The organism is Pseudoalteromonas sp. Z9A4 (assembly GCF_011378845.1).
In the GTDB taxonomy this organism is placed as follows: domain Bacteria; phylum Pseudomonadota; class Gammaproteobacteria; order Enterobacterales; family Alteromonadaceae; genus Pseudoalteromonas; species Pseudoalteromonas arctica.
In genome coordinates this window covers 1-20,120 of record NZ_WTLA01000015.1, presented here as the reverse complement: position 1 = coordinate 20,120, position 20,120 = coordinate 1, and the positions used below count along the sequence as shown (strand labels likewise).

Annotated in this window: 14 protein-coding genes; 5 read left to right on the top strand and 9 right to left on the bottom strand. The window is 39.0% G+C overall.

Translation table 11 applies throughout. From position 1 onward, the window contains the following. Positions 1-103: 103 nt before the first annotated feature. The 3 genes from ubiD to GQR54_RS11960 form a co-directional block, all read right to left on the bottom strand. Positions 104-1,570, bottom strand: a complete 1,467-nt coding sequence (gene ubiD, locus GQR54_RS11970) for a 4-hydroxy-3-polyprenylbenzoate decarboxylase (protein WP_166377850.1) — start codon at positions 1,568-1,570, stop codon at positions 104-106. A gap of 71 nt (positions 1,571-1,641) precedes the next feature. Continuing rightward, positions 1,642-3,672: a methyl-accepting chemotaxis protein gene (locus tag GQR54_RS11965; protein ID WP_166377848.1), complete on the bottom strand. Its 2,031-nt coding sequence runs from the start codon at positions 3,670-3,672 to the stop codon at positions 1,642-1,644. Between the two features lie 66 nt (positions 3,673-3,738). Continuing rightward, entirely contained in the window at positions 3,739-4,020 is a 282-nt protein-coding gene (locus GQR54_RS11960; protein WP_166377846.1) for an MliC family protein, read from the bottom strand. 145 nt (positions 4,021-4,165) lie between these two features. Between GQR54_RS11960 and GQR54_RS11955 the strand changes: the two genes are divergently transcribed. Continuing rightward, positions 4,166-5,071, top strand: a complete 906-nt coding sequence (locus GQR54_RS11955) for a DUF808 domain-containing protein (RefSeq protein ID WP_166377844.1) — start codon at positions 4,166-4,168, stop codon at positions 5,069-5,071. A 44-nt stretch (positions 5,072-5,115) separates the two neighbouring features. Here GQR54_RS11955 and GQR54_RS11950 read toward each other — a convergent pair whose 3' ends face one another. From GQR54_RS11950 to GQR54_RS11940, 3 genes are all read right to left on the bottom strand, one after another. Then, the gene (locus tag GQR54_RS11950; protein ID WP_166377842.1) at positions 5,116-6,057 is read right to left on the bottom strand and encodes a tetratricopeptide repeat protein; all 942 of its coding nucleotides are present in this window, start codon (positions 6,055-6,057) and stop codon (positions 5,116-5,118) included. 86 nt (positions 6,058-6,143) lie between these two features. After that, a complete protein-coding gene (locus tag GQR54_RS11945; RefSeq protein ID WP_101217683.1) occupies positions 6,144-7,544 on the bottom strand; it encodes a M20/M25/M40 family metallo-hydrolase in 1,401 nt (466 codons plus the stop codon). Between the two features lie 181 nt (positions 7,545-7,725). Continuing rightward, positions 7,726-9,813 (bottom strand): TonB-dependent receptor, encoded by a 2,088-nt coding sequence (locus GQR54_RS11940; protein ID WP_166377840.1) that lies wholly within the window; start codon positions 9,811-9,813, stop codon positions 7,726-7,728. Between the two features lie 191 nt (positions 9,814-10,004). On the opposite strand from GQR54_RS11940, the gene dbpA reads away from it, so the two are divergent. After that, positions 10,005-11,393 (top strand): ATP-dependent RNA helicase DbpA, encoded by a 1,389-nt coding sequence (dbpA, locus tag GQR54_RS11935; RefSeq protein ID WP_007580581.1) that lies wholly within the window; start codon positions 10,005-10,007, stop codon positions 11,391-11,393. 22 nt (positions 11,394-11,415) lie between these two features. On the opposite strand, the gene GQR54_RS11930 is transcribed toward dbpA, so the two are convergent. Then, positions 11,416-11,988 carry a DNA-J related domain-containing protein gene (locus tag GQR54_RS11930; RefSeq protein ID WP_166377838.1) on the bottom strand — a complete coding sequence of 191 codons (573 nt, stop codon included), beginning with the start codon at positions 11,986-11,988 and terminating at the stop codon, positions 11,416-11,418. A 76-nt stretch (positions 11,989-12,064) separates the two neighbouring features. On the opposite strand from GQR54_RS11930, the gene GQR54_RS11925 reads away from it, so the two are divergent. After that, the gene (locus tag GQR54_RS11925) at positions 12,065-14,884 is read left to right on the top strand and encodes an ATP-binding protein (protein ID WP_166377836.1); all 2,820 of its coding nucleotides are present in this window, start codon (positions 12,065-12,067) and stop codon (positions 14,882-14,884) included. 63 nt (positions 14,885-14,947) lie between these two features. On the opposite strand, the gene rho is transcribed toward GQR54_RS11925, so the two are convergent. Next, the gene (rho, locus tag GQR54_RS11920; RefSeq protein ID WP_002960945.1) at positions 14,948-16,207 is read right to left on the bottom strand and encodes a transcription termination factor Rho; all 1,260 of its coding nucleotides are present in this window, start codon (positions 16,205-16,207) and stop codon (positions 14,948-14,950) included. 185 nt (positions 16,208-16,392) lie between these two features. Further along, positions 16,393-16,719, bottom strand: coding sequence for a thioredoxin TrxA (gene trxA / locus GQR54_RS11915; RefSeq protein ID WP_002960942.1), 327 nt, complete (start codon positions 16,717-16,719; stop codon positions 16,393-16,395). Positions 16,720-16,810: 91 nt separating this feature from the next. Here trxA and rhlB point away from each other — a divergent pair, with 91 nt between their 5' ends. Next, positions 16,811-18,088, top strand: a complete 1,278-nt coding sequence (gene rhlB, locus GQR54_RS11910) for an ATP-dependent RNA helicase RhlB (protein WP_166377834.1) — start codon at positions 16,811-16,813, stop codon at positions 18,086-18,088. Positions 18,089-18,131: 43 nt separating this feature from the next. Next, the gene (gppA, locus tag GQR54_RS11905) at positions 18,132-19,625 is read left to right on the top strand and encodes a guanosine-5'-triphosphate,3'-diphosphate diphosphatase (protein ID WP_166377832.1); all 1,494 of its coding nucleotides are present in this window, start codon (positions 18,132-18,134) and stop codon (positions 19,623-19,625) included. Positions 19,626-20,120 lie beyond the last annotated feature (495 nt).

The window sequence follows — 20,120 nt, the reverse complement described above, 5'->3', positions numbered from 1 at the left end:
CCTTTTAGCAGCGCTTTAAACAGCAGATACGCAATCGAATGACTCGATTCTAGCATATCTGCAGGGTTATTTTATAGCCTGTTATGTACTTACATATAAACACTTAAAGAATATTAAGGCTTTCCCAAATATCATCTACGCGGTCTTTGGTGTCTTTATCCATAACAATAGGCTCGCCCCATTCGCGGGTGGTTTCGCCAGGCCATTTATTGGTGGCATCCATTCCCATTTTTGAACCCAGGCCAGAGACTGGCGATGCAAAATCGAGATAATCAATAGGTGTGTTTTCTATTAATGTTGTATCGCGAGCAGGATCCATTCGGGTTGTTATAGCCCAAATAACATCTTCCCAATCACGGGCATTAATATCGTCATCGCACACAATTACAAACTTGGTATACATAAACTGACGTAAGAACGACCAAACCCCCATCATCACGCGCTTGGCATGGCCAGGATATTGTTTTTTCATTGTTACAATCGCCATACGGTACGAGCACCCTTCAGGCGGCAGATAAAAGTCGACGATTTCAGGAAACTGCTTTTGTAATATCGGCACAAACACTTCATTAAGTGCTACACCTAAAATCGCAGGCTCATCAGGCGGTCGGCCAGTAAATGTGCTGTGATAAATAGGATCTTTACGATGCGTTAAGTGAGTGACCGTCATAACTGGAAAGTCATCTACTTCATTATAGTAACCAGTATGATCGCCATAAGGGCCTTCAGGTGCGATTTCACCTGGCATAATGTAACCTTCAAGTACTATTTCTGCACTGGCAGGGACTTGCAAGTCATTGGAAATAGATTTTACAACTTCGGTTCTGCTACCACGTAATAAACCAGCAAATGCATATTCGCTTAATGTGTCGGGTACAGGCGTTACTGCACCTAATATAGTAGCTGGATCGGCACCTAGTGCTACCGAGACAGGGTAAGGCTGTCCTGGGTTTTCTTTACACCATTCTTGAAAATCAAGCGCGCCACCACGATGCGACAACCAACGCATAATTATTTTATTTTTACCTAATAATTGCTGGCGATAAATGCCTAAATTTTGGCGCTTTTTATAAGGCCCTTTAGTAACTGTAAGGCCCCAAGTAATTAATGGCGCTGCATCACCTGGCCAACAATGTTGAATAGGTAATTTAGTTAAGTCTACATCATCACCTTCAAAAACTACTTGTTGGCAAGGCGCTTTTTTAACTTCTTTTGCAGGCATATTAAGCACTTGCTTAAAAATAGGTATAGCACCTAGAGCTTCTTTAATACCCTTTGGTGGATCAGGTTCTTTTAAAAAAGCGAGTAGCTTACCCACTTCGCGAAGCTCGCTAACATCTGTTTGGCCCATGCCCATTGCTACGCGTTTTGGTGTACCAAATAGGTTGGTAAGCACCGGCATATCGTAGCCTTTTGGATTTTCGAATAATAACGCAGGGCCTTTTGCACGCAATGTGCGATCAGATATTTCGGTCATTTCAAGATACGGGTCGATTTCTTGGGTGATACGTTTAAGTTCGCCTTTTTTTTCAAGCAAATCGATAAAATCACGTAGATCTTTATATTTCATTGTGGGCCGCTATTAAGCAAAAGAGTTGAAGTATTATACCCATTTCATGCAAGCCAAGTCATTACTTGCACTTAAAACTTAAAGCGCTCTACGGCACTTGTTAAGGAGTGTGCAAGTTGATTTACGTCTTCACTTTCGCTTGCTAGGGTTGTCGCGTTTTTGGCATTCAAGGTTGCTTGCTCTGTCACCTTGGCCATTATTTGTTGAATGTCGTTACTGTTAGTCAATTGCTCATGTGATGCATGAGCAATCTGCTCACTCATCTGATTAACAGACAACAATGTGCTTTTAATACGCTCTACGGCTTTATTTAGTTCAGTGCTGTTTTTAACACATTGCTTGGCTTGGTGTTGGCCATCGGTAATGTGTTCTTGAGTTGTTTGAGTGTGCTGTTGCAATGTTTGGATCATGGTGTTTATTTCGCTAGTCGAGGTCTGTGTACGTGCAGCTAATGATCGAACCTCATCAGCAACTACAGCAAACCCGCGTCCGTTTTCACCCGCTCGCGCTGCTTCAATTGCAGCATTGAGTGCCAATAAGTTGGTCTGCTCGGCAATGCTGCTAATTGTTTCAACAATGGCTTCAATAAGCTGAGTGTGTTGGGCTAGTTCCTCAGTGCTGCCTACTGCTTTATCAAGGCGCTGTAATAAAGTTTCTATACTTAGACTATTTTTATTAGCAATCTTGTTTACGTCATTGGCGAATTGCGATGCATTGGTTATTTCACTTGATGTTTTATCTGCTTGTTCATAAACCGCTTGTGAGTTGGTTAGCATATTTTGTGCAAGCGATGTTGCCTGCGTGCTTCGCTCCAACTGCTGTTGTGCAACAACCGTCATTTGCTGACCTTTTTCACTGGTTTTAATAGCGTTGCGGTCTAGTTCATGGGCGTCGCTACTAATTGCGCCAATTAACTGGGTAAGGTCTTCACTGAGTTTATTTATGTTATTTAGCAAAGTACCAAATTCATCTTTACTGCGCGGATGGCTTCGCTTTGATAAATCACCTGAGGCGATTCGGGCTAAATCGCGGTTTACTTTTTTTAGCGGTCTTAGCATTGCGCGAGTTGTAAAAATAGAGATAGCGATAATCAATATAATTAAAACAAGCGTAATAATTATTACAGAACGAATCCCTGTATTTATGGCGGCCTTTGCATTAGTTTGTAAGGCATTAAAGCGCTCATCAGCCAATTTATTAAGTTCAATAAGCTGACCTTCTGTTGTTATAAATTGCTGTTGAAAGTGTTCAAAATTTTGAGCCGCAGCAATAGTACTTTTGAGTACTTTATTTTGTTGGGCATAAATTCCTGTATCGTTGTTAAGTAACTCTCTTAATTGATTAAATTTAGTCGTTAAATTTTTAGCATTAAACGCATTATTAAAGGGTAGCGCTTGTTGCTCTAAATAGGTGAAATTAGGTTGGATGTTATCTAGTAGAAATAGAGTATCTTGCTGATGACTATTTAAATCATTGATACTTGTAGTTTGAGTAATGCTTTTTATATTATTGCTTAAGTTAAACAATAAATCATCTATACGGGTCGCTGTTCCAAACATCGCATTAAGTAGCGCCTGCTGTTTTGCAGGCACTTCTAAAAGTTCTATATCAAGTAAGTTAGAACTTAAATTGTAAAGTTGCTCGTTAAACGTTGCTGATAATTCTATAGTGGAATTTTGCGCTACAAACTTACTCTCTTTAGCGCTAAACATTGCGACACTTACTTTAGTCAGTTGCTCAAAGCCTTCGTTGGTACTGGCGAGTAAATTTTGCATTGTTATTTGTTGATTTAGTTGAGTGCTTAACGAATTGAGCATATCGCTAAATTGTTGTTGCTCAGCTTGCGCCTGTTTTTTATTTTGTTGAAGTAAATCAAGGTTTTCTTGGCTGTAAGCTAAGGCATTAAATTTGGTAATAGACAGTAATGATAGCCTTAAATCTTTACTGAACTGCTGTACCGGAACTGCTAATTTTTCGGTTCGGGTATTGTTAACGCTAATTTTGTTTAATGACCAATAAAAAAACACACTACTTGTTAGCACCAATAAACCAATGGCTGTAAAAGCTAAAATTATTTTATGTTTGATCGCAATTGAACGCATAACTTCATCACAATAATGGGTCTTTAATTATTGTAGCATTGCTGTAATTTATTGGTTAGTTTTGTATTAAACCTTGATGCACTGTCTTTTTTTACCAGCAATGATTAGCATGGCCTCATTTCCCTTACCCCAAAACAGTACCTCTTCACTTATATATTTATTCCCTGATGCACTTTTTTCGTGATTAAGTACATGCACTTTATTGTTAAAGATAAGTTCGGCTTCAGAATTATTAATAATATTGAGTTTTACGCTCTCATCATCGCATTGGTAAGCAGTACTGGTTTGTAAATCACTACATGCGGTTAAGCTTAGTAAAATAGCGACTAATGCTAAATATACTTTCATTTTTCCTCCCATCCTCTTTAAAAATAAGTTAAAACACAGGGCAAAATTTTAATCTAATGTAAGAATAACAAAGCAAAATTAACCGTTGGTGAAAGTAGCGCTTTACGTTATGTTTATAGCAATATTTTTTGAGCTCGGAAGCTTTATGGCAGGCACTAACCTTTTAACGTTATTAGACGATATAACCACTTTACTTGATGACATTGCGACAATGAGTAAGGTAGCAACAAAAAAAACAGCGGGTGTATTAGGCGATGACTTAGCGCTCAATGCACAGCAGGTTACAGGTGTTGCAGCAGAGCGTGAATTACCGGTTGTTTGGGCTGTGGCAAAGGGCTCATTTTTAAATAAAGCGATACTCGTACCCGCCGCTTTATTAATAAGCGTATGGCTGCCTTGGTTAATAACACCGCTTTTAATGATGGGTGGTTTGTTTTTATGTTTTGAGGGAGCTGAAAAAGTATTTGCTAAGTTTTTGCCTCATCACAATGAAGTGGTAGATGAAGATGAGAAATTAGATTTAGTTGAGTATGAAAAACAAAAAATAAAAGGAGCAATAAGAACCGACTTTATTCTTTCTGCCGAAATTATTGTGATTACTTTAGGTACTGTGGCAGGTGCTACATTGCTTAATCAAGCTTTAGTGCTTTGTGTTATCGCAATTATAATGACGATTGGCGTTTATGGCTTAGTGGCCGGTATTGTAAAACTGGATGATGCCGGGCTTTATTTACTCAACCAATCAAAGATAACAGCTAATAAATTTAAAGAATTACTTGGGAAAGGCTTACTCGCAGCAGCGCCTAGGTTGATGCAGTTTTTAGCATTTGCGGGCACCATTGCAATGTTTTTAGTAGGCGGCGGGATTTTAGTACATGGTGTTGAGTTACTGCATCATACTCAAGTCGATGTAACCAGCTATGCTCAATCTGTTGCTGGCGGCACAGGAGAAGTATTAGCGCCTCTATTGTTTGATGGTTTGCTAGGCGTGATTGCTGGCTTAGTTGTTGTGCTTATACATGTAGGTTATACAAAGTTATTTAAAAAATAGTTTATAGCTGGCGTACTTGTTGCGCCAGCTATATTTAAATTCACTCATTCACAGTTAGCTATTTTACAAAGCGATTCTAATTCAAATTGTGCTTTAGTATTTTTTTGCTCAATGGCCTTTTTATACCAATAAATAGCCTGTTGATAATTTTGAGCTACTCCCTGACCATCACGATACATTTGCGCTAAATTTAATTGCCCCCATTGAGAACCCGCTTCAGCAGCTAGCTTAAAGCTATTAAATGCTTCAAAAAACAACTTATCTTTAAAATAAATAATGCCTTGTTGATTGTTTTTATCGAGTTTTAAACCTTTATATAGTGGCTTAGGTTTGGGAGGAAACATCACAAACCCGCCATAAAGGCTGTTGGCATAAGGTCGCAGCACGTCATAAATAGCTTCGTCTTTATACAAACGCTTTACTTCATCACGAGGGAGAGTGATTGTTTTAGTGGAGAAGTAATTGTCTTGAATTAGTTGGCTGGTACGCATTGCCAAGGTAATACTATTATTACGTTTATAGCTGTAGTTGCTTATCTGAAAGGTAATAAACTGCTTATCAAAACTTAAAACTTGAGCAATTCTTAAATTGGTTAGGGTCCAGGGTTCGTGTGTAAATTTGTCGGCGTGTACTAAGTAGGTGTCATATATTTTAGGTGTATTCAAATAGCTTTGCTTTTGAGTCTCGGTATCAAGGTGTTGTTGATAAAAAAAAGAAACAATCCAAAGCAATAAAAATACGCCAATAAAGTATTTAGGTAGGCTTAGTTTTTCTATTAACGGTAGTTGCGGTATTTTAACAGGTTCGCTTTTTCCGCATTGATAGCACTCGCGTTTATAGCTTAATTTTAAGGCAAGCATAGGTAAAATGCTAAATCGTAAATAGCGGCTTTTATTTACTAAATGGTAGGCGTCGCTTTGGCAGTGAGGGCAGCGTGTTATTTGTGCAAAATGTGGAAATGATTCACTCGTGTTGAAAAGTAACATAAAGCACGCTCCTTGTTTAATTACCTAAAGGTAAAACAAGAAGCGTGTTAGTTAAAGCTACAAACTGTAAGTAAGTATGTCTGTTATTACTTATTTTGAGCTTTAGGCTTGATAGTGGTTTTTGCATCGGCAGCCATTAGAGCAAATACAGCATATGCAGCGGTATTTTGACGAAGCTTAGCAGGTGTCACTTTATCAAGCGTATCGTCAGCTGTATGGTGGTAATCAAAGTAATCTGTTCCATCTTGAGCAAGTTCAAAAATAGGCGCTGACGTTGCTGCTTTAAGTGGAATTAGATCGGGGCCACCATTCGCTTGGTTTTTACCAATGTGCTCAATATTTAACGGCGCAAGTTCTTTTGCTATAGCGCGAACTACAGGAAGTGACTCTGCGCTTACGTTCGATTCAAAAGCATATACAACATCGGCGCCAAAATCAGACTCAGCGGCTGCAACAATATTGCTTAGCTCGTTTTTATGCTCTGCAAAATAAGCTTTTGCACCCCAAAGACCTAGCTCTTCAGCTGCAAAAAGTACCACACGAATACTGCGCTTAGGACGTTTTACATCGCTAATATGTTTAGCGGCTGCCATTGTTAGTGCAACGCCTGCGCCGTCATCTAATGCGCCAGTCCCTAAGTCCCAAGAATCTAAATGCCCCCCAATTAATACATATTGCTCAGGGTTTTCGGTACCATTAAATTGGCCAATAACGTTATAACCAGTGCCTTCACCAAGGCTTTCGGTTTGCACATTAATATTTACCGATACGTCTTTATTTAAAGCGACTAAGCGTGCTATTTGATCTGCATCTGGGTTAGCAATTGTTACGTTAGGTATTTTTGTAACACCTTCTTTATAGTAACTACCACCGGTGTGTGCAAAGCGATGATGACCGGTACTAACAGAGCGCATCATGTAGGCAACAGCGCCTTTTTTAGACGCTTCTATAGCGCCTGTACCTCGTGCTTTTACAGCAGGTCCGTAACCATTCCCGTCTATGTCGCGGTTCATGCGGTAATTAATATATGCAATTTTACCTTTTAAACTGTTTGCCGGTGCGGCTTTTAATTCATCAAGTGTTTCGAATAATACAACCGGCGCTGTAATCCCATCTTTTGGCGTGCTTATACTGTTACCTAATGCAGTTAAGTGCAGTGGTTGCTCGCTTGGTGTTAGTATTTTTCCGCTTTCGCTATAACGGCGCCATTCAGGAAATGTCGCTTCTTCAAGCCATACTTTATCAAAACCAAGCTCATTAAATTTAGCTTTAGCCCATGCCACGGCTTTTTTATCGTTTTTAGTGCCGGGTAAGCGAGGGCCTACTTCAGTTGTTAATGACTCTAGTAATTTATAACTTAAATCACTATTTAGTGCAGAGGTGCGCACTTCGTCTACTTGTTGTAATTGCTTTTGGGTAAATTCGGCGCTGTTAGCGTTTGCAGCCATACTGCTAGTAAGCAGCAGTGCGGTAATTAATTTTTTCATTTTGGTAGGCCTTTTTAATAATTAGCGCTATTAGAGCATGTAACAAACATGATAAAAAATAGATGAGATGAATAGGCTTTGTAATAGGTTTAATGCTGTTAGGTATAAACGTTTAGATATAAAAAAAGCCCGCGTAAATGTACGCGGGCTATATTTTAACACTGTCATTTAAGGCATTTATTTAAAAGCTAAATTGCGCTGCTAAACGAAGATTTGTACCCTCGCCAACAGTTACATTACTCGTGCTGCCACCACCTAAATAGCTGTTATCAAATAAGTTTTTGATGTTAAGGCGTAAGTTAATATCGGTATTGCTTAAGTTAAACTTATAAGTGGCGCCTACATCAACACGTGTATATGCATCTTTAGTAATTGTATTATCGCTATCTGCAAAGCGCTCGCCTTCATAAAAAGCACCAGCGTTAAAAGCAATCGCATCATTTAGCTCATAACGAGTCCACAGAGATGCTGACCATTTAGGTGCGTCGGTTGGGCGTTTACCTTGCAGCTCCTCATTCGCTCTTTCATAGTTCGCATCTAAATACATCGCAGAGGCCATTACAAATAAACGATCTGTTGCAGCGCCTTGTGCTGCAACTTCAAAGCCTTTGTGGCGTTGTTCGCCAACCTGATTTGTCTCGGTTGTAACTGAGCCAATAGGAGCCTCAAGGTCTTCAGTGACCAGCGTTCCGTTTTTACTTATATCGAAAACGGCACCACTAAGCAGTAAACGGTCATCAAGCAGTTGCCACTTTATGCCAAGTTCTCTTTGTTCAGAGGTAACAGCATCTATTTCCATACCGAAGTTAATATCAGTTTCGTCGGTGATGGTCTCATTTTGTGGCTCAAAGCCTTCTGAGTAACTAGCGTATATAGTTGCAGAAGCATTTGGGTGATAAAGCACACCTACTTTTGGTACAAATGATTCGTTATTTTGGCCTTCACGCGTTTGCTTATCGTAACGGCCACCTAGCGATAATTGCCACTCTGGTGAGAACGAAATTAAGTCTTGGACGTAAATACCGTAGTAGTCGTATTCAGTTTCGCTTATTGTATCATCTGTTTTATAGCTTATTGATGGACGAGATGGCTCGTCTTGACCTGCTGAATAGTAAAGGTATTCTTCTTTAGGCAGTGCTGTGCGTAATTGCCCGTAGTAGTAATCAAGCGAGTTAGCGCCTACTAATAACTGGTGTTGAATGCCCGCGGTTTCAAACTCACCAATAAAATCAATAAATGCAGTTTTAAATTGCCAATCATCAAAGCGATCGTAAGGGCGAGATTCATAGCTGTCACCTTCAGCAAAGCCATTAGGCATGCGAGGTGCTGACTCAAAGCGTTGGCGTTCAAATGTTTGTTCGTTATAGCCAAGTTTTACTTGCCAGTTATCGGTTAAAAATACCTCTAGGTCTACACCTAGGTTTTCTACGGTAATATCGGTGAACGCCCAAGACATATCACGGATTGTTTTATCATCACCAATTACATTGGCATTATCGTCTATCCATGCGCCAGTATCTAAACCTGCTTCGTCGTCCGTGCGGTCGTAATGCACACGTACTAATGCGTTATCGCTAATATCGTAATCTACAACTAATGCACCTAAAAAGCGGTCGCGTTCACGATTTTCACCATTTTGGTATTCACGCCAGTAGTCAACGTCTTGCTTTACTAAAATACCACGAGCACGTAAATCTTCAGATTCAGTTAATGCGCCTGCAGCATCTACCATAAAGCGAGTTGAACCATGCTGATCTACATCGGCACTGGCATTAAATAGTGTTTGTGCTGTAGGTTTTTTAGTTACCATGTTAACCAAGCCACCCGGGCCTGACTGACCATATAAAATGCTTGATGGACCTTTAATTACTTCAACTTGTTGCAAAATTTCGATGGGTTGTTGATAGTGTGACCAATGTTGATGCCCGTCGCGTAAATAACCCGTAGATGAGCTTAGCTCAAACCCACGTAAGTTAAATACCTCACGATTTCGTTGTTGTGAGCCTGCAGTTAAGCTTGCGTCATTTGTGAGTACTTCGCCAAGGGTAGTGGCAAGTTGCTCACTAATAATAGTGTCGGTTATTACGGTTACAGATTGTGCGGTTTCAAGTAATGAAGCTGATGTTCTCATTGCGCCATTAGCGTTATCTACTTTGTAATCGTTAAAGTAGCTACCTTTTACTTCTATACGCTCAAGGTCAGTAGTGTTTGCGTATGTGTTTGTTGTAATGCTTGCTAATAGTGCTATGTAAAGAGAATTCAGTTTCATTGTTTGCTTCCAGCAGTGATATGTAAAAAACAATCGCGATCTTAATGCAAACTACTATCATTTTCAACACCTTTTGTTAACGTGCTTTATTATGTGTTTGTTAATGGTTGCTAATTACGAATTCTGCTATTATTAGCAGCATATTTAGTGGGGCTTTCCCCCACGTTATTTTTATTGCTATGGAACTTACTGTGACTTCAACTGCTTTTTCATCTTTGGCTTTACCAGCTGGACTCGTTGATAATTTATCAACACTTGGTTATGCGCATATGACACCTGTACAAGCGCAAAGTTTACCGCCTGTACTTGCTGGTAAAGACATCATTGCTCAGGCAAAAACCGGTTCAGGTAAAACTGCTGCGTTTAGCTTGGGTGTGTTAGCTAAATTAAACGTAAAACGCTTTCGTATTCAATCTTTAGTCTTGTGTCCTACTCGTGAGCTTGCCGAGCAGGTTGCGGTTGAAATGCGTAAATTAGCGCGCGGTATCCATAACATTAAAATATTAACGTTATGTGGCGGTGTATCAATTGGTCCACAAATAGGCTCACTTGAACATGGCGCGCATATTATTGTTGGCACACCTGGGCGTGTTGATGACCATATTCGTAAAGGTACTTTACGTTTAGATGATGTTGAAACATTGGTACTTGATGAAGCCGATCAAATGCTTGATATGGGTTTTCAAGATACACTTGATGCAATTATTGAGCGTATCCCACAAAATCGTCAAACATTGTTATTTAGTGCAACATTCCCAAGAGCTATTGAAGCAATTGCTAAGCGTGTACTTAAAAATCCAGAAATGGTTAAAGTAGAAGAAGAGCAAGCCAAAAGCACAATTAAGCAGTACTTCTACAAAATGGATAATAATAAGCAGCGCTACCCAACGCTAAAATTATTATTACTTAAATTTACACCACAAAGCTGTGTTGTGTTTTGTAATACTAAAGTAGAAACACAACAAGTGTGTGACGATTTAGCTGATGAAGGCTTTAGTGCTGTTTCGCTACACGGTGATTTAGAACAGCGCGATCGTGAACGTACGTTAATTCACTTTTCAAATAAAAGTGCTTCAATACTTGTTGCAACCGATGTTGCTGCACGTGGTTTAGATATTGACGACATGGATATGGTGATTAACTACCATTTAGCACATGACACGCAAACACATGTGCATCGTGTTGGTCGTACAGGTCGCGCTGGTAAAAAGGGCATTGCATGTTCTATTTACGGTGAAGCAGAAGCGTTTAAAATTGCTCAAATAGGCGAACATTACGAACGTGATATTACTCCAGAGCAAATGCCACCATTTAATTTATTAGACAAGCCACCGTACCGCCCTGAAATGGTTACTTTGATGATTGATTCAGGTAAAAAACAAAAAGTACGTGCAGGTGATATTTTAGGTGCTTTAACGGGTAAAGATGGGGTTGCAGGTCGTCAGGTGGGTAAAATTAACGTACTTGATAACGTAGCGTTTGTTGCTGTTGAGCGTAACTCATTAAAACCTGCGCTTCGTAAATTAACCGAAGGCAATATTAAAGGGCGTAAAATACGCGCACGCCGCCTTACTCGTTAATTTAAACTTCTAAATTAATAGATTAACGAGCAGCTACCTTTAGCTGCTCGTATTGTATTTTTATTTTTTTAAACTCAACTTCACAGCCATTTGGTTTATCTGGGTGCACTTGTAATGCAAGTTGTCTCCAGCGCTTTTGAACATTTTTAAGAGTGAAATTTTCAGGTAACTTCCATTCTAAAGCCAACGCTTTAAATTCATTTTCATTTAAAGCCTGTTGTGGTGATATCGTTTTTAACTGACGCCAAAAGCTATTTAAAAGCTCATCAATATGCTCTTCACTGGTATCGTAATTATGCCAATCTAAATAATAATCTCGCAAATTTTCGCTTGTTGTTACTAAACTATTATCTCCTTTTTCTAAAAGCTCGATATGCAGAGCTGAAATGAGTAAACTCTGAGGGCGTAATTGTGCCTGCAGTTGGTACAGTGCATTCATAATTAAAAAGTTACGTTTAAATAAATCACGTTCAGGACTTTTATCGAGAGTTGTCATAGCGCTGCGATTTTTCAGTTCTGCTGCTAAAGTATGAACTTGCCAAACCTGCTCTGTTAGTATTAGCTCAAAAATCTCATCAATCAGTGGGTTAAGCATTGTTTAGGCCCTAGTAGTTGGTGTATCTTCAATAAAGATTACGCTGATATAAGTAACGGTTTGAAGGATTAAAATTATGCTGGGCAAGTTAAAATGCCTCTTATTTACTATATGCTGTTTGCTAATAGCTCCTAGCTATGCCCAAAGTAATGATTCGTTATTTGAGCAATTCAAAAGCGAAGTGCAGTGGGAGCCTAAATTACAATTAGCAAACACGCTACTTAATAATAAAAACATCTCTAAAAAAGAGCGTGTTGCTGTTTATTCTGCATTGGGTAATAGTGCGTTATCGGCTGATAATTTTAAAGAGTCTTTACACTTTTTTGAATTACTAGAACAATACACTTCAGATACTTTCTTCCCTGATGAGTACTTTCGTGCAATTAAAATGCAAGGTGTGGTGCTTTTTTATCAAGGCTTATTTCAAAAAGCAATTATTGAATACACTCGAACTCTTGCATTAGCTGAAAAAAATGAACAACTACTAGAGCAAGCTAACTTATTAAATAACATTGGCTTAGCTTATTTTAATATGAATAAATTAGGTTTGACGTTAGAGTTTTATTTGAAAGCTAAAGCTATTTATGAAGAGCATGGCAGTGAGCAAGATAAAACCGATATATTGCTTAATATAGCAGGCGTTTATATTCGTTTATCAAGATACGATAGTGCGTTTGGTCTTTATCAAGAGGTGCTTAAAGTTTATCAGCGATTAGATGATAAAAGCGGTATTGCGCAGGTATATAATAATATGGGTGTAGCTCATATGGAGAGTAACCAATTTGACTTAGCACTGCATTATTATCAGTTAGCGCTGCGTTATTATATTTCCGCTAGTGATTACAATAAGTTATCTACGCAATATACTAATTTGGCGAATACTAATTTAGTATTAAAAAAAGTGGATGAAGCATATGAACAAGCTAAATTAGGTGAGTATTATGCGCTCAAAATAGATAATCATAATTTAGAGCTCAATGCGCTACATGCGTTGGCTAAAATTCAGTTTGTTAAGGGTAACTTTGAAGAGGCACAAGTAAATTTAGATAGAGCTATTTCACTTGCCCATGAATATGGCAGTGAGCGAATAATTAGGGAGGGTTTAGGGACTAAAGCGCTTCTGGAAGCGAGTAAAGGCGATTATTCAAGTGCAATGGCTCTGCAGCAAAAATATATTAGTGAGCAACGAAAACTTAGAAGTTCGTCAATTATTAACGCGTTAGCGGTACTTCAGCATCAATTTAAGGCAACGCAATTAAATCAAGAAATAGAAAAGCTTAAACAAGATCACCGTGTGCAAGAGCTAAAAATGTCACAGCGTTCTCAGCTTACTTTGTTCTCTTTTTTATTATTGCTTTTAGTTGTAGTAACCGGTATTGCACTTTATCGTCGTGGTGCAGAAAAACGCGCTAAGCAGCAGTTAACAGAACAAGTTACGCAACGTACTGCCGAGTTACAGGCGATTGCACATGAGCTGAGAGAAGCGAATGATGTTAAAAGTCAGTTTTTGGCTAACATTAGTCATGAAATTCGCACCCCTCTTACGGCTATATTAGGTCAAACAGATGCCCTAATTAATGAATTATATGAGCCTGAATCACTTAAAGATGAGTTAAGAGTCATTCAGCGACACAGCGACCACTTAAAAAGCCTGATAAACGACGTACTCGATTTAAGTAAAATTGAAGCTAATAGATTAGAGTTAAATATTTCGTGCTTTGATATTGTCGAGCTCGTAAATGACGTACATGCAATGTTTATTACCCAAGCAAAAGCAAAAAATCTGCACCTTATTTTAGATAATCAAGTGGGTAATGAGTTTTACACTAAGCTCGACTTAATTCGTGTAAAGCAGATTATTATAAACTTATGTTCAAATGCTATTAAGTTTACACACTCTGGGCAAGTCATCATTGCTTTAAATAAAACTGAGCAAGGACTGGTTATTATTGTAAAAGATACAGGCATCGGTATGAGCTCTAAGCAGCTGAAGCTTATTTTTGAATGCTTTAGCCAGGCCGATAACAGTATAAGTCGTCGCTTTGGTGGTACGGGGCTAGGGCTTAGTTTATCGCAGCAGCTTGCGTCTATGATGGGCGGTTACATAAGTGTGCAAAGTGAATATAAAAAAGGCAGTCAGTTTTCGTTCTTCTTGCCATGTGCTGAGGTAGATAAATCGCAAAGTGTAGTTACAGTACAAAGTGCTCCTAAGGCAAATAAGCAATTAGCGGGACGTGTTGTACTTGCGGAAGATCATCCTGATAATCGTAGGTTAATAAGTCGCTATTTACGCTCAATGGGACTCGAGGTTATTGCTGTTGAAAATGGTGAGCAAGCGGTAGAACAGTGCTTAAAAGAATATCCAGATTTGGTATTGCTCGATATTCAAATGCCAGTGATGGATGGGCGTTCTGCTTTTCAGCTATTAAAACAATGTGGTTTTGAGCGACCTATTTTTGCTTTAACGGCAAATGCTATGAGTCATGAGGTGGATGGTTATTTAGAGTTAGGGTTTACTGGTTACTTAGGTAAACCGATAGACAAAGAGTCATTTTATAAAGCGCTTTCTAGTCACCTACATAATACAGAAGATCAGCCAACTACAAAGCAAAATGAAGTTGATATGAGCGATCTTGTAATTAGTTTCAAGCAGAGCTTTGCTTTGGAGAGTGAAACGATTACGCAGCATTTTATAAGCGAAGATTTAGATGCGTTACAAAAAGATAGCCATCGCATTTTAGGGGCTGCACAAATGTTTGGTTTGGATGAAATTGCGCAATCGGCTAAATATTTAGACAGAGCACTTCTACGCAGAAGCCAAAAAAGCAGTGCAAATGACTTTAAAGCGCTCGTTGATACGCTGCAGGGTGTACTTAAAAAGTATAATGAAAGTTAAACTGTATTTATTCCAGACACAAAAAAAGCGCCTAAGGCGCTTTTTTATTCAATTAAAACGCTTTTATTGGCGTCTCATCGAATCAAAAAATTCATCATTGGTTTTGCTCATCGATAGTTTATCGATTAAGAATTCCATTGCATCAATTTCTGACATGTCATGAACAATTTTACGTAAAATCCAAAGCTTTTGAAGTTCATCTGGTTTTGTTAGTAATTCTTCACGACGAGTACCTGAGCGGTTAAAGTCGATAGCTGGGAATACACGTCTCTCCGCAATTTTACGGTTAAGGTGAAGTTCCATGTTACCAGTACCTTTAAACTCTTCGTAGATAACTTCATCCATTTTAGAGCCAGTATCGATAAGAGCTGTAGCTATGATTGTTAAGCTACCACCTTCCTCAACGTTACGTGCAGCACCAAAGAAGCGCTTAGGTTTATGTAATGCGTTAGCGTCAACACCACCAGTAAGTACTTTACCTGATGAAGGAATAACGGTGTTATAAGCACGTGCTAAACGAGTGATTGAATCTAATAAGATAACAACATCTTTTTTATGTTCAACTAGGCGTTTTGCTTTTTCGATAACCATTTCGGCAACTTGTACGTGACGAGAAGCTGGTTCATCGAACGTTGATGCAATAACTTCACCTTTAACTAGGCGTTGCATCTCTGTTACTTCTTCCGGACGTTCATCAATAAGTAAAACCATTAATGTTACATCAGGATGGTTGTGCGTAATTGATTGTGCAATATTTTGAAGTAGCATTGTTTTACCCGCTTTTGGCGGAGCTACTAACAAACCACGTTGGCCGCGGCCAATAGGAGATGCTAAATCAAGTACACGGGCTGTAATATCTTCTTTACTGCCGTTACCACGTTCCATACGAAAACGTTCGTTTGCATGTAATGGGGTAAGGTTTTCAAAAAGAATTTTAGTTCGAGAGTTTTCAGGTTTATCAAAGTTAACTTCATTTACTTTAAGTAAAGCAAAGTAACGTTCACCGTCTTTAGGTGGACGAATAAGACCTGAAATTGAATCGCCAGTACGCATGCTGAAACGGCGAATTTGGCTAGGTGAAACATAAATGTCATCTGGGCCAGCTAAGTAAGAGGCTTCTGATGATCTTAAGAAGCCGAAACCATCTTGTAAAATCTCTAATACACCGCCGCCGAAGATATTCTCTCCGCCTTTGGCATGGGATTTAAGAATGGCAAAAATGATATCTTGCTTTCTTAAGCGGGCTACGTTTTCGAGCCCCATGGACTCAGCTAAGTCTACAAGCTCTTTAATGGACTTGTCTTTTAATTCGCGTAAATGCATATTGGTGGGTTCTTTATTACAGTTGTCATACTCAAAATCGCTTTGATCGTTGAGTGAGGTTTGTTGAATATAACTAAGGATTAGTTGGCTTTATAAACTAGCAGTTCACTGGCAAAGCGTCCAGTCTTTATACAAAATAAATTTAAAAAAGGGCAAAAAGCCCTTTTTATTGTTCTAGCTTACAGTTAGATGTTGTTTTCTAAAAACTCGATAAGTTGAGTTTTTGAAAGAGCACCTACTTTCGTTGCAGCTACTTGGCCATCTTTAAAAAGAAGTAAAGTAGGGATACCACGAATACCAAATTTTGGCGGTGTGCCAGCATTTTGGTCAATGTTTAATTTAGCAACAGTCACACGGCTGTCGTATTCATCAGCAACTTCGTGAAGAATAGGGGCGATCATTTTACAAGGTCCACACCATTCAGCCCAGAAATCTACTAGTACTGGTTTGTCAGATTGTAATACGTCAGCTTCAAAGCTATCGTCAGTAATTTGGATTATTTTCTCGCTCATTGCGCTCTCCGATTTAGTTAGGCGAAATATTTAGTGCGTATTTAAACACTCTTGTTTCTTATTGCAAGTTTAAACGTTATGCTTAAACGCTATGACTAAGACACATTTAACCGATAAAAAGTTTTCAGACTTTGCTATCGCACCGGAAGTGGTTGCCGGTTTAACCGAGAATGGGTTTGAATATTGCACACCTATTCAAGCAAGATGCCTACCTTTTATTTGTGATGGACGCGATATCGCGGGCCAAGCTCAAACAGGTACAGGCAAAACGTTGGCGTTTTTAACTGCCACGTGCCATCGGTTATTACAATCTAGCAAAGCACCTAGTAAACATCCAAGAGCCCTGATCATGGCCCCTACTCGGGAGCTTGCGATTCAGATACACAAAGATGCTAAAATTTTAGCGCCGCACTGTAATCTTAACTTAGGTTTAGTATATGGTGGCGAAGATTACGAAAAACAACGTGCACAACTAGAAAAAGGCGTTGATATTTTAATTGGTACTACAGGTCGTCTAATTGATCTGTATAAGCAAGGCTGTTACACCCTTAATGAAATTGAGGTAGTCGTGCTTGACGAAGCTGATCGTATGTTCGATTTAGGTTTTATCAAAGATATTCGCTATATGTTCGATCGTATGCCAGATACATCAAAGCGTTTAAACTTATTATTTTCTGCCACATTATCGTATCGCGTACAAGAATTAGCTTTTGAGCACATGACAAACCCAGAACATGTTCAAATTGAACCTGACGTTAAAACGGGTAAACGTATTCAAGAAGAGCTATTTCATCCTTCGCAAGAAGATAAAATTAAGCTGTTGCTAACCTTAATTGAAGAAGAATGGCCAGAGAAAGCAATCGTGTTTGCAAATACTAAGCACAGTTGTGAAACAGTATATGCTTGGCTTAAGTCAGACGGCCATCGTGTAGGTATGCTTACTGGTGATGTTAACCAGAAAAAACGCCAAACTATACTAGCGCAATTCAGTAAAGGCGACTTAGACTTTTTAGTTGCGACTGATGTTGCAGCGCGTGGTCTTCATATTCCAGAAGTAAGTCATGTATTTAATTTTGATTTACCTGACGATTGTGAAGATTATGTCCACCGTATTGGTCGTACTGGCCGTGCTGGTGCATCAGGCCACGCAATTAGTTTTGCATGTGAGCAATATGCATATAACCTGCATGAAATTGAAGAATATATAGAGCACAGCATTCCTTTATCACATTATGATAAAACGGCATTGCTAGATGATTTAACTCAGCCTATTATTCAAAGAAAGCGCAACTATTCAACAGGTCCACGTAACCGTAGTAATAACAGCGGACGTCGCCCAAATAATAGTTACCAAAAAGGACGGTCGTAAACGACCGTTTGTATAAGTAGTAGTAACTAGAGGTTTTTGAACGGTGGGGCAACTTAAACCGCAAAAAAATGTGTACGCAGTTATTGATTTGGGCTCAAATAGCTTTCATATGCTTATAGCCAAATCAATTGCTGGCGGTCTACAAACAATTGGACGTGTTAAACGCAAAGTCCGATTAGCCGCAGGGCTTGATAAAGATAACGTATTGAGCACTGAAGCAATGCAGCGAGGCTGGGAATGCCTTGCCCTTTTTGCTGAGCGTCTACAAGATATCCCAGATAAAAACATCACCATAGTAGCAACAGCCACCTTACGGCTAGCCACTAACGCCGAAGTATTCAAAAATCATGCAGAAAAGATTCTTGGCCATAACATTAATGTTATTAGCGGAGAATTAGAAGCGCGTACAATTTATAAAGGTGTTGCTCATACTTCATCTTGTACTGGCAAACAGCTTGTTATTGATATTGGTGGTGCAAGTACCGAAGTTGTAATTGGTAAAGCATTTGATGCCTTACATTACAAAAGCCTCAATATGGGGTGTGTTACCTATCTTGAACGCTATTTCAAAGACTGCCAATTAAGTAAGAGTAACTTTAACGCAGCCATAAAAGCAGCTCGTACAGTCATTGATGAAATTTCGCCAGAATATAAAACAGCGGGATGGCAAATTGCATCTGGTGCTTCTGGCACAGTGCAAGCAATTCAAGAAATTATGGTCGCTCAAAATCTTGACGATTTACTTACGCTTGAAAAGCTCAACACTATAAAAGAGCAAGCAATTGCATTTAGCACTATTGCAGCGCTAGACCTTCCTGGATTAAGTGAAGACCGTCGACTGGTATTTGTATCAGGGCTCGCAATCTTAATCGCACTATTTGAATCTCTTGAAATAGAAAAAATGGGATTGGCGGGTGGAGCACTGCGTGAAGGTGTTTTATATAGCATGGTTCCGGAGTTTCATAATAACGACATTCGTAAACGCACAGTTGATGGGTTTATGAGTCGTTATCACGTTGATCAAAAACAAGCGTGTCGGGTTTCAAGCTTAGCTATGCAGTTAGCGGTAAGTATTGATAAAGATTGGCCAATTGAAAGTTTAAATGGGTTACCACTATTAAAAGCGGTAGCGCAGCTTCATGAGATTGGATTACTAATAGAATATAAGCAGTACCATAAACACACCGCTTATATTTTGGAAAATACCGATATGCCTGGTTTTTCACAGTCAGAGCATAAATTAATAGTAGCGGTAGCAGATGCGCATCGTTCTGATTTTCCAAAAGGCTGTTTTAATTCACTCGGCGTAAATAGTCTATTAGCGCAATATATAGTGAGATTACTACGGATAGCAGTCATCTTATCAATGCGCAGACAAGATGATGTACTGCCTATGTTTGAGTTAACTGCTAAAAATGAAGTGTTAGACCTTAAGTTTGAAAGTAACTGGTTAAAAGATCATCCATTAATGGCCAGCGAGCTACAACAAGAGTCTAAACAGCAAGGTAAACTTGGGTGGAAGCTCATAGTAAACTAATTAAAAAGGCCCATCAGGGCCTTTTTAGTGTTTAAAGTAACCATTTCGATGAAAATATGTGCGAACAGCACATTATTTCAAGTTTTCTTCAAAAAAGGGTTGATCTGTTTTCGGATCTCCCTATAATGCGACCCCACTGAGACGGGAAACGCCAACGCATAGCGAGGCACGAACAACTCAGAGAGTTAAATAAGACTTCGGTTTTAAATTATCTAAAAAAGAAAGTTTAAAACTAAGTGTTGACTCGAAAAATAAAGGGTGTATTATTCGCATCCCTTGAGGCGCTAAAGCGACTCAAAACGTTCTTTAACAATATAAAGCAATCATCTGTGTGGGCACTCGTACAGATTGAGTTCTAACAGCCAACCTACTTACTCTTTATGGGTAATTAGCGAGGCAAACAAATTTAGAGTCTCAATTGAAAACTGAGTGACCAACAGAATAGTTATTTCGGTAATTATTCGGCACAGTCAATTCAATATCGAAAGATATTAA

Coding starts and splice junctions, on each gene's coding strand:
- ubiD (WP_166377850.1), bottom strand. CDS start 1,570: ATGAAATATAAAGATCTACGTGATTTTATCGATTTGCTTGAAAAAAAA.
- GQR54_RS11965 (WP_166377848.1), bottom strand. CDS start 3,672: ATGCGTTCAATTGCGATCAAACATAAAATAATTTTAGCTTTTACAGCC.
- GQR54_RS11960 (WP_166377846.1), bottom strand. CDS start 4,020: ATGAAAGTATATTTAGCATTAGTCGCTATTTTACTAAGCTTAACCGCA.
- GQR54_RS11955 (WP_166377844.1), top strand. CDS start 4,166: ATGGCAGGCACTAACCTTTTAACGTTATTAGACGATATAACCACTTTA.
- GQR54_RS11950 (WP_166377842.1), bottom strand. CDS start 6,057: ATGTTACTTTTCAACACGAGTGAATCATTTCCACATTTTGCACAAATA.
- GQR54_RS11945 (WP_101217683.1), bottom strand. CDS start 7,544: ATGAAAAAATTAATTACCGCACTGCTGCTTACTAGCAGTATGGCTGCA.
- GQR54_RS11940 (WP_166377840.1), bottom strand. CDS start 9,813: ATGAAACTGAATTCTCTTTACATAGCACTATTAGCAAGCATTACAACA.
- GQR54_RS11930 (WP_166377838.1), bottom strand. CDS start 11,988: ATGCTTAACCCACTGATTGATGAGATTTTTGAGCTAATACTAACAGAG.
- GQR54_RS11925 (WP_166377836.1), top strand. CDS start 12,065: ATGCTGGGCAAGTTAAAATGCCTCTTATTTACTATATGCTGTTTGCTA.
- rho (WP_002960945.1), bottom strand. CDS start 16,207: ATGCATTTACGCGAATTAAAAGACAAGTCCATTAAAGAGCTTGTAGAC.
- trxA (WP_002960942.1), bottom strand. CDS start 16,719: ATGAGCGAGAAAATAATCCAAATTACTGACGATAGCTTTGAAGCTGAC.
- rhlB (WP_166377834.1), top strand. CDS start 16,811: ATGACTAAGACACATTTAACCGATAAAAAGTTTTCAGACTTTGCTATC.